Here is a 12,862-nt window from a genome sequence, read left to right as displayed (position 1 = left end):
ATATCCGCAGTGTATGTTGTCGGCATGAGTGTTCCCCTGACCCTGCTGGGCCTGCTCGAGCGGGAGCCCAGCCACGGATATGACCTCAAGCGCGACTACGACGCGTTCTTCGGGCGCGGGCGGCCGCTGCCGTTCGGGCAGGTCTATTCGACGCTCGGCCGGCTCGCGCGGGACGGCAAGGTCGTCATCTCCGAGGTCGAGGCCGGGGAGGGGCCGGACCGGAAGCGATACGTCATCACCGAGCTCGGCGCGACCGAGGTCGACGCCTGGCTCACGCAGCCCGTCGAGCCGGAGCCGCACCTGCAGACAGTGCTGTTCTCCAAGGTGATGCTGTCGCTGATGCTCGACCGGCCGGCGGGGGAGTACCTCGACATGCAGCGGGCCGCGCACCTGCGGCGGATGCGGGAGCTCCACGAGATCAAGAAGGGGGATGATCTCGTGGAGGCCCTGCTGGCCGACCATGGGCTGTTCCATCTCGAGGCCGACCTGCGCTGGATCGAGCTCACCGTGGCCAGGCTGGACCACCTCGCCGGGCTGGTGCGGCGATGAGCACCCTGATCGAGGCCCGGGACGTGCACATGGCGTTCGGCGAGACCCCGGCGCTGCGCGGGGCCGAGTTCGACGCCGGGCCCGGCGAGATCGTCGCCGTCATGGGGCCGAGCGGCTCCGGCAAGACGACGCTGCTGCACTGCCTGGCCGGGATCCTGGTGCCGGGGCGGGGCGAGGTCATCTTCGACGGGCGGCGGATCGACCGGCTCGGCGAGCACGAGCGCAGCACGCTGCGGCGGGAGCGCTTCGGGTTCGTGTTCCAGTTCGGGCAGCTGGTGCCCGAGCTGACCGTCGAGGAGAACGTCGCGCTGCCGTTGCTGCTCGGCGGGGCACGGCGCGGGCCGGCCCTGCGCGACGCGCGGGGCTGGCTGGAGCGGCTCGGGCTCGGCGGGCTGGAGCGGCGCCGGTCCGGGGAGCTCTCCGGTGGCCAGGCCCAGCGGGTGGCGCTCGCCCGCGGGATGATCAACCGGCCGCGGGTCCTGTTCGCCGACGAGCCGACCGGGTCGCTCGACTCGCTCACCGGCGAGCTCGTCATGGACCTGCTGGTGGCGGCGGCGCGCGAGCACGGCACCACCGTCGTGCTCGTCACCCACGAACCGCGCGTCGCGGTCTATGCCGACCGGGAAGTCATCGTCCGGGACGGCCTCGTGCACGCCCTCGCCGCCGGGCCGGGTCGCTCGTGATCCGGTTCGGCCTGCGCCTGGCCCTCGCCGGTGGGCGGGAGGCGGTGCTGCGCTTCGTCGTGCTCGCCGTCGCCGTCGCGCTCGGGACGGCGCTGCTGCTCAGCACCGTCGCCGGGGTCCGCGCCCTGGACGCGCAGACCGGGCGGGGCGCCTGGCTGCGGGGCACGCAGGCCGCCGCCGGTGCGCCGAGCGGCGACCCCGTCGTCTGGTCGGGCCGCGAGGACCGCTTCGGCGGCCGCGGCATCTGGCGGATCGACGTCGGGCTCAAGGGGCCCAACCCGCCGGCCGTGCCCGGCATCCCGCGGCTTCCCGGCCCCGGCGAGTACTACGTCACCCAGGCCCTGCACGACCTCATCGCCACCAACCCGACCGACCAGCTGGCGGCCCGCTTCACCGGGCACGAGGTGGGGATCATCGACGCGTCGGCGGTACCGTCGCCGGATGCTCTTGTCGCCGTTCTCGGCCGCACCCCGCACGAGGTCGGCGGCATCCCGGGGGCCCGCGAGGTCACCGCGGTGTCCAACCGGCCGCTGCGGCTCCCGGTCGCGGCCCTGGATCTGATCCTGTCCGTGATCGCCGGCGGGCTGCTCTTTCCCCTTCTGATCTTCATCGGCACCGCCACGCGGCTGTCCGCCACCCGGCGAGAACAGCGGTTCGCGGCCATGCGCCTCATCGGTGCCACGCCGCGCCAGGTGACCCAGCTGGCCGCCGTCGAGTCGGCCGCGGCCGCCGTCGTGGGCACGGCCGTGGGTTTCGCGCTCTTTCCGGCATTGCGACAAGCGATGGCGGCGGTACCGCTCACAACCGAGCGTTTCTTCACCGACGACCTCTCGCCCGGCGTCGTCGGCTACGTCCTCATCGCCCTGGGGATCCCAATCGGCGCCGCCGTCGCCGCGGCCCTGGCGATGCGCCGGGTGCGGATCTCCCCGCTCGGGGTGGTCCGGCACGTCACCCCGAAGCCGCCGCGGGCCTGGCGGCTGATCCCCGCCACCGCCGGCCTGCTGGAGCTGGCCTACTTCATCGGCCGCCGCCCCGAGACCTCCAACGGGCAGACGGCCGCGTTCCTGCCCGGCTTCCTGCTCGTCATGGTCGGCCTGGTGATCGCCGGCCCGTGGCTCACCATGGTCGGCGCGAGCCTGCTGGCCCGCCGCGCCCGCCGCCTCCCGGCCCTCGTCGCCGCGCGGCGCCTGGCCGACAACCCGCAGGCCGCGTTCCGCTCCATCAGCGGCGTGATGCTGGCCCTGTTCGTCGTCAGCGTCGCCACCGGCGTCATCGGCACGATGAACTTCGAGCGCGGCGTCCACTACGGCGCGCTCGAATCGATGACGCTCGTGCAGTACGCCGATAGAAGCGGCATCCCGGCCTCCGTCGGCTCACCCGAGCGGCTGCGCTCCGTCGAGGGTGTGACGTTCGCCGTCGCGCTGCCCGACAACCCCGACGACGGCCCGAACAGTCCGTCCAACCTCATCGCCTGCGCCGACCTGGCCGCCATCCCGCAGTACGGCCGCTGCGCGCCCGGCGCCGAGTACGCCCAGATCTGGGGCAACCTCGTCGGGTTCGACCGCATCCGCACCGGTGTCGGCGCGGACACCGTCTGGCCGGCCTCCCCGGTCACCGCCGAGCAGGCCAAGACGCTCACGGTCGACACGTTCGTCCTCGGCGTCGACGGCAGCGCCGCCGGTCTCGAGCGGGCCCGGACCGCGCTCGAGCTGCTGTATCAGGACTACGGGGTGCCGCCGCTCACCGAGGTCGAACGCGGCAGCGACTCCCGCAGCCAGATGATGCTCTTCCAACGCCTGGCCGACGTCATCATGCTGTTCAGCCTGCCGATCGCCGGCTGCAGTCTGGCCGTGAGCGTGGCCGCGGGTATCGCCGACCGGAAGCGCCCCTTCAGCCTGCTGCGCCTCACGGGAGTACCGATGCGGGCTCTGCGTTCTGTCGTTGCTCTTGAGTCGGTGGTGCCGCTGCTGGCCGCCACCGTCCTGGCCGCCGGCACGGGCTTCCTCGCGGCGCAGCTGTTCGTGCGGGCGCAGCTGCACTACGACCTGAAGGCCCCGGACTGGACGTACTACGCGTTGACCGCCGCCGGCCTGGCCGTGTCCCTGGCCATCATCGCCGCCACCCTGCCCCTGCTGCAGCGCGTCACCGGCCCGGAGACCGCCCGCAACGAATAAGGCTGTGCTTCCGAAAAGCGCGAGGGGGAGGCGTTGCCTCCACCCACACCCCCGCACAATCGCCGCCCGCGGCGGCCGGCCGCGCGGGGCTGAGGCACAGACCTGTCTCGGCCCCGCGCATACGTCGGCCGGCAACGGGCATCGCCGGAATGCAACGTCTTTCGGCCGGAAAGCCTTGCCGGACCGTCCCTCCCGGGCCGCGCGACCGGGCGCTACCGTGCCCGCCGCGCCCCGGGAAGGATTGTCTGATGCACATCGATCAGGCGACGTTCCAGGTCGGCGAGCTCATGAAGCGGGTCAGCCGCAAGGAGATCCGCCTGCCCGAACTGCAGCGCAGCTACGTCTGGCGCCCGACGCAGGTGGCCAAGCTCGTCGACTCGCTCTATCGCGGGTTCCCGTTCGGGTCGCTGCTGTTCTGGCAGTCCGACGAGGCGCCGGTGACCCGCGAGCTGGCCGTGGCCGGGACGGTCGAGCAGCCGCAGCAGCCGCCGGTGTACCTCCTCGACGGGCAGCAGCGCCTCACATCCCTGCACCGCGTCTTCCACGACCACCCCGAGGCCCAGATCGTCTTCCACGTGGAGAAGGAGCGCTTCCAGAACCAGAGCGCGGCCACGTCGGTCGACCCCAACTGGATCAAGGTCCACGACCTGTTGAACGGGGCCTCGATCTTCGGGACGATCAAGCGGTTGCGGGAGGCGAACTGCGAGCTGGACGACCGCGAGGTCGAGCGGCGCATCATCGGGGTTCGTACGCTGGGGGAGCGGACCTTCCACGTGGAGACGCTGCGGGAGTGCAGCTACCAGGACGTCTCCGAGATCTTCGTCCGGGTCAACAGCGCCGGCCGCCACCTGAGCCGGGCCGACCTGGCGATGTCGACGTTGTCCGCGAAGTGGCCGGGCGTGCTGGACAAGTTCCAGAAGGAGGCCCTGCACTGGCTCGGCGTGGGGTATGCCGACCTGGACGTGGATTTCCTGACCCGGGCGTTCGCCGGGGCGTTGTTCGGCGGCGGGATGTCGTCGTGGTCGGTCAACGATCTTTCCCGGGTCGACGAGGCCGACCTGGCGAAGGCGTGGGCGACGGTGCAGCGCGGGCTCAAGGATCTGGTGCCGCTGCTTCGCTCGAATCTGAGACTCACGCGTTCCGAACCGCTGCCCTCGCTGAGTGTCCTGATCCCGCTGATCGTGCTGCTCGGCGAGCGCCCCGACCAGCCCATCGGCGGCCAGAACGCCAACGCGCTGATCTACTGGCTGCTCATCGCCACCGTCCGGGCCCGCTATTCCACGTCGTCCGACACGAATCTCACCCGGGACATCGCCGCCGCCCGCAAGCCCGAGCCCGCCCGCGAACTGCTGCGCAACCTCGGCGTCCTGCAGGCGCAGCCGGCCATCACCGCCGACTCCCTGGCCGGGCGCTCGAAGGAGAGCCCGTACTTCTTCCTCAGCCTGCTCGTCGCGCAGCGCAACGGGGCCCGGGACTGGTGGTACGCCACCGAGATCATGCCGGGGGAGAAGGGCGACCACCAGCTGCAGTACCACCACGTCCACCCGGTGGCGACGCTCGACCGCTACGACAAGGGCGAGATCAACGACCTGGCCAACCTCGCCTTCATCTCCCGCCGGGCCAACCTGAAGATCAGCGATCGCTCGCCGGTCGACTACTTCCCGACGGTCGAGGAGCCTGACCTCATCGCCCACTACATCCCGCTGGGCGCCGAGTTGCGCGCGGCGGAGGCGTTTCCGCGGTTCCTGGCCGAGCGGCGGCGGATGCTGGCCGCGGCGATGACCGCGCTGCTAACCTCGTTTCGTCCACAGTGGATCGACCAGGTGCCGAGCGTCCCGGCCACGTCGAGCGACGGGTACAAGCTGACGATGGTGTACTACGGCAGCGTCTGGAAGCCCGGTGTGCTGCTGTTCCGGGCGTCCGGGGCGGGTGTCACGTGGAGCGGGTCGGCCGAGATGCAGGATTTCGAGGACGTGATCGTGGCCGCGGCCACCCGGGGCAATCCCGGGGACGTGGTGATCAACGGGGAGTCGGTGCCCGTGCAGGTGGTCGAGGACGCGATCGAGGTGCCGATCGGGCCGTTCCTCGTCTCCGGTACCGCGGCCGAGTGGCTCGACATCCTGGCCCGGGAGAAGGCGTCCATGCAGTCGCCGCTGCGGATGCCGGCCGTGGAGGACAAGCCGTGGGCCGGCGAGCGGATCGCGCTGCCGGCCAGTAGCACCGACTGACGGATTGCCTTCCCGGCGGATTGGGCAATGGAGCCTGAGGCGATCTACGGGGAGGGCCGACATGTTCGTGGTGACCGGGGCCGGTGGGAACGTGGGCCGGGAGGTGGTCGCGGAGCTGCACGGGCGGGGGTGGCGGTGCGGGCGCTCGTGCGGGACCCGGCGTCCGTGGCGGCGCCCGAGGGGGTCGAGCTCGTCCGGGGCGACCTGGCTGATCCGGCCGCGCTGGGCCCGGCGATGGAGGGGGCCGATGCCGTTTTCCTGCTGCCCGGATACCCGGGGCTGGCCGCGGCGGCGCGGGCGGCCGGGGTGCGGCGCATCGTGCAACTGTCCGGTGGGTCGGCCGGGTCGGCGGACCGCTCCAACGCGGTGACCAGCTACATGAACGACGCCGAGGCCGAGATGCGCGACAGCGGTCTGGAGTGGACCGTGCTGCGGCCGGCCGCGTTCATGTCCAACGCGCTGCGGTGGAACGAGCAGATCCGGGGCGGCGTCGTGCGACTGCCGTTCGCGGACGTGCCGCTGGCCACCGTGCACCCGCGGGACATCGCCGCGGTCGCGGCCGTCGCCATGACCGAGGACGGGCACCAGTCGATGATCTATCGGCCGACCGGGCCGGTCGCGCTGTCGCCGCCGGAGCAGGTAGCGATCCTCGGCGAGGCCCTCGGGCGCTCGCTGCGGTTCGAGGCGCAGCCGAACGGCGAGGCGCGGCGGGAGATGCTCACGACCACGCCGGCCGCGTAACGTCGCGGCGTTCTTCGACTTCTACGTCAACGGCTCGATCGACGAGACCACCGTGCGCCCGGCCGTCGAAGACGTCACCGGCCGGACGCCGCGGACGTTGCGGGACTGGGCGCGGGAGAACGCCCACCGGTTCGGGTGACGGTCAGCTGTCCCAGCTGCTCGCGAAGACGGATGCGGGGCGGTTGAGCAGGCCGGCAGTACCCGCGGCGATGTTCTTGCGCAGTTGGGCTTTTGACTTGGCGCCCTTCGACGTCACCGGCGGGCCGATGCGGTCGGCCAGTTCGCGCAGCTTCGGGAGCGGGAGGTCCTTGTCGCGGGCGATCAGGTAGCGCTCGACGTCGTCCTCCTCGGTCATCGCGCGGATGTCGGCGACGACCGCGTCGAGGTCCACTCCGGCCTTGGCCGGCTTCGCCGAAGGAGCGGTGGCGGGGGTACTGCCGGCCGCCCGGAACTCGACCTGGGCCCGGCCCTCGGCCAGGGCGGTGAGCTGCTCCTCGCTGAGCGTGCCGAGGAGACGGCCGATCTCGTTCAACGCGAGCGCGGCCAGCTTGGGGGAGGGGGTCACGGGGTCAACCTTCCGAAGAACGTGAGCAGTTCGTCGACGCAGTCCTGCAGATTGGTGCGCACCTCCGGGGCCACCCCACCGGCGAGGATGGTGGGCACGCCATACCGGCCGGCCGCCGCGTACTCCTTGTTGCGGTCCCGCACGAGCGTCTGGAAGACCGGCACGCCGAGCGCGGCCACCTCGTTGATGTATTGGGCGTGCACGTCGATGGGGTGGCCGTTGTACCACTGCACCATCGTGAACAGGACGGCGACGCGGGGCATGCGCATCTCGGGGGCCTCGTCCGGGGCCGCCTTGCGGTGGTGGTTGAAGTCGCGGGTCAGGTCGAGCAGGCGCTGACCCATGACCTGGATCGCCTCCGTCGACAGGAAATCGGGCCGGGCCGGCATGACGAGCATGTCGGCGGCGATGGTGGCCATCTTCGTGGTCAGCGAGAAGGCGGGGGCGCAGTCGACGAGGACGACGTCATACTTGGAGAACACCGGATCGGCGAGGTCGTCGGCGAGCCGCCGGTGCAGGGCCACGAACTTCGCGGGCCGGATGTTGCCGGTGCCGTCCACGGCCCCCGGGATCAGGCTCTCGGAGCTCACGATCAGCGGGTCCGACGGCACCAGGTCCAGCCACCCGCCGTGCTTGCTGACCAGTGCGTTGCACCGGGCCGGGCTGAACACGATGTCGGCCAGGATCTGCGCCCGATGCTTGTCCGGCGCCCGGAACCACGCGCCGATCGTCTGCATCCCGTTGAGGTAGGTCTGCGACTCCTCGACGGTGAAGAACGACTTCGTGAGGCTGGCCTGCGGATCGAGGTCGATCATCAGCACTTTCTGCCCGCGCGCGGCGAGCCCGGCGCCGAGGTTCGCCGTGACGGTCGTCTTGCCCACGCCGCCCTTGTTGTTGACAACGGCCACGATCCGCACGCCCACCACCTCCGCAACCGACTCACACCAAGACAGGACGCTAGAGCAATCCCGCCCGCCCCGGCACCGGCCCGCGGCCCCCTCACGTCACCCGTTCGACGACCCCGATCGATCCGCCCGCCCGATGCATTCCGGCTGTGCTCGCGAGAAGCGCGGGCCGCGCGCGGTTGAGGCCCGCCAGGGCCGAGCTTCTTCCTTGCGCTCGGCGGAGTCGGAAGGGAGGCGCCCCGGCGCCGACCGCGGCCTCGCGGGAGGAGCGGACCGCGAGTTGTGCGGACCCGAGCAATGCAATTGCTCCGGCTCTTCCGTCTTCCTGCTCTTCCGCCTTCGGCGGGCTCGGAACGCGAACGACCGCCGCGCAGACGCGCGGCGGTCGCTGGTGGAGCCAAGGCTCAGGCCTGGTCCGGAGACTCCTCGCGGCGCGCGTCCTGGGCGTTGTGGCTGTCCGGCTGGGTCGGGAGCTGCTCCGGGACCTGGCGCATCGGCGCCGGGGCCGGGACCTTCGGGTACTCGCCCGTGTCCGCGCCACCGCCCGCCGCGGCCGCCATGACGGCGGCGGCGGCCAGGTCGGCCACGCGCTTCGCCTCGCGCTGGACGCGGGCCCGGACCTCCTTGGCGTGCCGCTCGGCCGAGTCGGCGGCCTGGCGGGCGTGCTCGAGGCGGGTCAGCTCGCTGGTGAGGCTCTGCTTGGTGTCGGTCAGGCGCTGCTGCAGCTGGGTGACCTCGCGGCCCAGGGTCGTGGACTCCTGGCGGGCCTCGCCGAGCTGGGCCTGGGTCGTCTCCAGGTCGGAGCGGAGCTGCGCGAGGGTCTTCTGCCGGCTCTGGATGTCCGTCTGCACCACGGCCAGCTGCTGCTGGTGGCGCTGGTTCTCCTCGTCGGCGCGCTTGCGGATGTCGGCGGCGTACTTCTGCGCGTCCGCGTGCAGCGCCGCGTTCTTCTGGTCGGAGGCCTGCTTCTGCTCGCCGATCTCGCGGTCGACGGCGGCCTTGATCTCCTCGATCTCGCGCTGCGCGGTCGCCTTCCACTGGGCCAGCTCCTGCTGGGCCTGGGCGCGGCCGGCCTTGACCTCCTGGAGCACCTGCTGGCGAGCGGCCTCGGCGAGGGCGTCGGCCTCGGACCGGGTCTTCTCCATGTGCTCGACGCTCTGCTCGTGGACCCGCTTGGCCTCGGCCTCGGACGCCTCGCGGGCGGCCTCGCCCTCGGCGACGAGCTTCTCGGCCCGCTCCTTGGCCTCGGCGAGCAGCTTCTCGGCGCTGGCCTGGTGCTCGGCCGCCTTCTGCTCGGTGTTGTCGATGATCACGCCGGCCTGCTTCTCGGCCAGGGCGAGGATCTGGTCGACCATCGGGCCGAGGTGGCGGAAGGAGGCGCGGTCGACGCGGGCGGGCCGCTGCCGTACCTCGTTGAGCTCCGCCTGCAGCTGCTTGAGCTGCGAGGTCAGGTCCTGCACCTGATTGGCGAGATCCTGGGCCTGGCTGCCGGCGCGCTTGCGGTCCGTCGTCAGGTTGGCGATCTGCCGGTCGAGCTGGTTGAGATACTGGTCCACCTGGCGTTTGTCGTAGCCCCGGACCTGCTGGGTGAAGCTGGGCCGCGCCTCGGCCCCGTCGCGCTGCGTCAACAGATCCCCGCCGTGGGTCATGAACGGATCCTCCATACGATCGGGAAGCTTTGACGCCGCCGCTGACGGACGGTGGCGGCGTACGGGTCCGCCAGCACATCCAAAACGCTACCGAGCCCCTAGCGCAAGTCTTCGCTTGGCTAAGGGGTTCTTTCGGGCAGGATATGTCGCGAGACCGTTTTATACCGTTTTTTCACTACGTGTCGCGACCGCTGTGGACAATCAGTCACTCTTCCGGCACTCAGCGTGGCGACATGACGCACCGTTGCAGTAAGGCCACGGTTGTACTGCCAACCTGCGTACGGCCTACGCTGTTCGCCATGGCCGACCTCCCCGAGCGCCTGGACCCACGACAGCTGCGTGCCTCGGACGCCGACCGGGAACGCGTCGCCGAGGTCCTGCGGACCGCCGCCGCCGAGGGTCGCCTCGACCTGGACGAGGTCGACGAGCGGCTGCACACGGTGTACTCGGCCCGCACCTACGCCGACCTCGAGCCCGTGCTCCATGACCTGCCCGCCGCCGGCTCCACCCCGCTGCCCCTGCCGCTGCCCGACAACCAGCCGTCCCGCCCCGGCGAGGCCCCCGCGACCGGTTCGGCCACAGCGGTCATGAGCGGCTTCACCCGCCGCGGCCCATGGATGGTGCCGCGAGTGTTTACGGGCATCGCGTTCTGGGGTGGGGGTACAGTCGACCTCCGCGAAGCCCGCATGCTCCACGGCGAGGTCACGATCCGAGCGTTCGCGATCATGGGCGGCATCACCGTCATCGTCCCGGAGGACGCCGAGATCCACGTCACCGGCACCGGCATCATGGGCGGCTTCGCCCACGACGCCTCCGGCCCCGGCCGCCACGGCGCCCCCCGCATCCACATCACCGGCCTCGCCTGGTGGGGCGGCGTCAACATCGAACGCCGGCGCCGCAAACGCCGCACCCCGGACGCGTAGCCCGCCACCGCCAACCCCCCGACCATGAGCCCTACGCTGTCGGGCATGACGACGGTTGCGGTGCGCGGCGAGGCGGTGCGTGAGGTCGACCCGGAGCTGGCCGAGTTCACGGTGGTGGTGTCGGCGCGCGACAAGGACCGGGACACGACCCTCGGGCGGCTGCGGGAGCGGGCCGAGGCACTGCGGCAGCTCCTCGAGGGCTTCGGCGAAGCCGTCGAAAAGCGAGAGACGGGAATGCTGCATGTGTACCCCGAGAGCTCAGGCAAGCGCGGGGAGCGGATCACGGGGTACCACGGCAGCGTCTCGACAACCGTCACCGTCACCGACTTCACCGCCCTCGGCGAGCTGATGCTGACGGTGGCCGGCCAGGACCAGGCGCAGACGCACGGCCCGAGCTGGTCGCTGCGCCCCGGCAGCCCCGTACACGCCGAACTGCGCCGCGAGGCGGTGGCGGCCGCGATCGCCCGGGCCCGGGAGTACGCCGACGCCCTCGGAGCCGAGGTCGTGGAACTCGTCGAGCTGGCCGACCCGGGCCTGGGCCGCTCCGAGGGCATGCAGTCGCACGCGGTCGGCTACGGAGGGGGCATGCTGCGCGGCAAGTCCTCCGGCGGTGGGTACGCCGAGCTCCAGCTCGACCCCCAGCGCCAGCGCGTCGAAGCCACCGTCGAGGCCCGCTTCACCATCACCGCGCCTGTGCTCTGACCGCTGAAGCCGGACCCGCCTCGAACGTGCGCCGGCTCGCCCCGCCCCACGCCCGCCGCAACGCGCAGCCAGCGCCGAACCCCGCTCGTGCTCCGCCGAACCCCGCTCGTGCCCCGCCGCGCGACTGGACGCTCGGCACCGGCTGGATGGCTGTCGACGCGCAGGCTCGCCCGGCCCGCGACCCGGTCCTGCTACGAGACGCTGATCGGTGCGGCCGGCCTGTGTGGAGCGTGCCGGCGGTGCGGCGAGCCGGTGCGGGCCCGCTACGAGAAGGCGGGCTCCTGTTCGGCTTCGATCTGGGCGTTCCAGTCGCGTTTCGAGGCCTGCCAGCCGTCCTCGTCGTGGCCGAGCCGCCAGTAGCCGGACACGGACATGCGTTCGCGGGGCAGGTTGCGGTCGACGCGGAGGTACCGCCGCAGCTCCTTCACGAAGGTCGCCTCCCCATGGACGAACGCGTGCGCCTGCGAAGGGTCGGCCGGGAACGGGGCGGCGAGGACGGCGGGCACGAGGGCGGAGCCGACGGGGCCGTGGCCGCGGTGCAGCCAGGTGACGCCCGGAATGTCCTGGCGGTCGGCCAGGTCCGCGACCTCGACGAACGCGTGACAGGCGGCACCCTCCGGCACGTACGGCATGGCGGCCGCGATGGCCGGCAGGGCGCTCTCGTCGCCGGCCAGCAGGTGCCAGCCGGCCTGCGGGTCGGGTGCGTAGGCGCCGCCGGGGCCGCCGAACCGCAGTTCGTCGCCGGGCTGGGCGCGGACGGCCCACTGTGCGGCCAGGCCCGTGTCGCCGTGCAGGACGAAGTCGAGCGTGATCTCGCGGCGGATCGGGTCCCACTCGCGGACGGTATAGGTACGGGTCACCGGCCACAGCTCCCGCGGCAGCGTGGCCCGGGCGGTGGCGGCGTCGAACGGCTGCGGGTAGTCGACCCCCGGGCGCGGGAACATGAGCTTCACGTAGTGGTCGGTGAAGCGGCCCGCGTCGAACCGCGCGAGTCCTTCACCACCGAGCACGACGCGGTGCATGTTCGGGGTCACGCGCTCGGCGCGCACAACCCGGCCGGAATGGGTCACGGGTGCGGGCCGCGACGGCCCGGGATCGGACGACACATGAATGAGGGTAGTCTCGCCTAACCTCGATTGCCCGTGTGATCCCGACCCTGTTTCAGGGGGCAGGTGGCCTGGGCGAGTTCGCGCTCCACGACACCGCGGACGGCCACCAGGCGCGTGATGCACCCGTCGAGGTCGGCGAGCTTCCGCCCGAGCGCCTCGATCGAGGCCGGGCACTCGGCGCCGGACGCGCGACCCGAGCGCAGGCACTCCACGAACGGCCGGGTCTCCTCCAGGTTGAAACCGATGTCCAGCAGCGAGCGGATCTCGCGGACCAGTCGCAGGTCGGACTCGTCGTACTCGCGGTAGCCGTTCCCCGCCCTCCGCGCCGCGATCAGTCCGTGCTGCTCGTAGTAACGCAGGGCCCGAGCACTGGTCCCGGCCCGCTCCGCCAGCTCCCCGATCCGCATGCCGCTCACGCTAAACCCTGACGCCCATGTCAACGCCAGCCATGCTCCAGCGCGGCGGTACGAGCGCTCCGCCCGGTCAAGCTAAACCCTGACGCCCGCGTCGACGCCAGCCAAGCACCAGCGTCGTCGTGCGTCGCTCGTTGAACGGTCGCCGTGGAACGCGACGGTCCTCAAGGTCTGCGGGCCGTAGTAGTTCGGGACGTGCGCGAAAGGCGCAAAACGTACAC

General features: G+C 71.7%; 12 protein-coding genes. 7 read left to right on the top strand and 5 right to left on the bottom strand.

From position 1 onward, the window contains the following. Positions 1-24 precede the first annotated feature (24 nt). From ACIA8L_RS25235 to ACIA8L_RS25215, 5 genes are all read left to right on the top strand, one after another. Positions 25-549 carry a PadR family transcriptional regulator gene (locus ACIA8L_RS25235; RefSeq protein ID WP_395908631.1) on the top strand — a complete coding sequence of 175 codons (525 nt, stop codon included), beginning with the start codon at positions 25-27 and terminating at the stop codon, positions 547-549. After that, positions 546-1,232 (top strand): ABC transporter ATP-binding protein, encoded by a 687-nt coding sequence (locus ACIA8L_RS25230; protein WP_395908629.1) that lies wholly within the window; start codon positions 546-548, stop codon positions 1,230-1,232. The genes ACIA8L_RS25235 and ACIA8L_RS25230 overlap by 4 nt, the downstream gene beginning before the upstream one ends. Then, complete coding sequence (locus tag ACIA8L_RS25225; protein WP_395908627.1) at positions 1,229-3,406, top strand: ABC transporter permease; 2,178 nt, start codon at positions 1,229-1,231, stop codon at positions 3,404-3,406. Before ACIA8L_RS25230 ends, ACIA8L_RS25225 begins: the two co-directional genes overlap by 4 nt. A gap of 248 nt (positions 3,407-3,654) precedes the next feature. Next, on the top strand, positions 3,655-5,634 hold the full coding sequence (locus tag ACIA8L_RS25220) for a DUF262 domain-containing protein (protein ID WP_395908625.1): 1,980 nt from the start codon (positions 3,655-3,657) through the stop codon (positions 5,632-5,634). Positions 5,635-5,661: 27 nt separating this feature from the next. Then, the gene (locus ACIA8L_RS25215) at positions 5,662-6,375 is read left to right on the top strand and encodes an NAD(P)H-binding protein (RefSeq protein ID WP_395908623.1); all 714 of its coding nucleotides are present in this window, start codon (positions 5,662-5,664) and stop codon (positions 6,373-6,375) included. A gap of 142 nt (positions 6,376-6,517) precedes the next feature. Here ACIA8L_RS25215 and ACIA8L_RS25210 read toward each other — a convergent pair whose 3' ends face one another. From ACIA8L_RS25210 to ACIA8L_RS25200, 3 genes are all read right to left on the bottom strand, one after another. After that, the gene (locus tag ACIA8L_RS25210) at positions 6,518-6,940 is read right to left on the bottom strand and encodes a hypothetical protein (RefSeq protein WP_395908621.1); all 423 of its coding nucleotides are present in this window, start codon (positions 6,938-6,940) and stop codon (positions 6,518-6,520) included. After that, on the bottom strand, positions 6,937-7,857 hold the full coding sequence (locus ACIA8L_RS25205) for a ParA family protein (protein ID WP_395908619.1): 921 nt from the start codon (positions 7,855-7,857) through the stop codon (positions 6,937-6,939). The genes ACIA8L_RS25210 and ACIA8L_RS25205 overlap by 4 nt, the downstream gene beginning before the upstream one ends. A gap of 392 nt (positions 7,858-8,249) precedes the next feature. Next, a complete protein-coding gene (locus tag ACIA8L_RS25200; protein WP_395908617.1) occupies positions 8,250-9,509 on the bottom strand; it encodes a hypothetical protein in 1,260 nt (419 codons plus the stop codon). 284 nt (positions 9,510-9,793) lie between these two features. Between ACIA8L_RS25200 and ACIA8L_RS25195 the strand changes: the two genes are divergently transcribed. Next, positions 9,794-10,417 carry a DUF1707 domain-containing protein gene (locus tag ACIA8L_RS25195; protein WP_395908615.1) on the top strand — a complete coding sequence of 208 codons (624 nt, stop codon included), beginning with the start codon at positions 9,794-9,796 and terminating at the stop codon, positions 10,415-10,417. Positions 10,418-10,462: 45 nt separating this feature from the next. Beyond that, on the top strand, positions 10,463-11,119 hold the full coding sequence (locus ACIA8L_RS25190) for an SIMPL domain-containing protein (protein WP_395908613.1): 657 nt from the start codon (positions 10,463-10,465) through the stop codon (positions 11,117-11,119). A gap of 263 nt (positions 11,120-11,382) precedes the next feature. On the opposite strand, the gene ACIA8L_RS25185 is transcribed toward ACIA8L_RS25190, so the two are convergent. Together ACIA8L_RS25185 and ACIA8L_RS25180 are read right to left on the bottom strand one after the other, a co-directional pair. Next, positions 11,383-12,225 (bottom strand): siderophore-interacting protein, encoded by an 843-nt coding sequence (locus tag ACIA8L_RS25185; protein WP_395908611.1) that lies wholly within the window; start codon positions 12,223-12,225, stop codon positions 11,383-11,385. Positions 12,226-12,245: 20 nt separating this feature from the next. Then, complete coding sequence (locus ACIA8L_RS25180) at positions 12,246-12,635, bottom strand: MerR family transcriptional regulator (protein ID WP_395908609.1); 390 nt, start codon at positions 12,633-12,635, stop codon at positions 12,246-12,248. Between the last annotated feature and the right edge of the window lie 227 nt (positions 12,636-12,862).

It is taken from the genome of Dactylosporangium sp. NPDC051541, from assembly GCF_044454505.1.
In the GTDB taxonomy this organism is placed as follows: Bacteria; Actinomycetota; Actinomycetes; order Mycobacteriales; family Micromonosporaceae; genus Dactylosporangium.
The sequence above is the reverse complement of the archived record's forward strand: the minus strand, read 5'-3'. Positions and strand labels throughout refer to the sequence as shown.

Coding starts and splice junctions, on each gene's coding strand:
- ACIA8L_RS25230 (WP_395908629.1), top strand. CDS start 546: ATGAGCACCCTGATCGAGGCCCGGGACGTGCACATGGCGTTCGGCGAG.
- ACIA8L_RS25195 (WP_395908615.1), top strand. CDS start 9,794: ATGGCCGACCTCCCCGAGCGCCTGGACCCACGACAGCTGCGTGCCTCG.
- ACIA8L_RS25180 (WP_395908609.1), bottom strand. CDS start 12,635: ATGCGGATCGGGGAGCTGGCGGAGCGGGCCGGGACCAGTGCTCGGGCC.
- ACIA8L_RS25190 (WP_395908613.1), top strand. CDS start 10,463: ATGACGACGGTTGCGGTGCGCGGCGAGGCGGTGCGTGAGGTCGACCCG.
- ACIA8L_RS25215 (WP_395908623.1), top strand. CDS start 5,662: ATGGAGCCTGAGGCGATCTACGGGGAGGGCCGACATGTTCGTGGTGAC.
- ACIA8L_RS25220 (WP_395908625.1), top strand. CDS start 3,655: ATGCACATCGATCAGGCGACGTTCCAGGTCGGCGAGCTCATGAAGCGG.
- ACIA8L_RS25200 (WP_395908617.1), bottom strand. CDS start 9,509: ATGGAGGATCCGTTCATGACCCACGGCGGGGATCTGTTGACGCAGCGC.
- ACIA8L_RS25235 (WP_395908631.1), top strand. CDS start 25: ATGAGTGTTCCCCTGACCCTGCTGGGCCTGCTCGAGCGGGAGCCCAGC.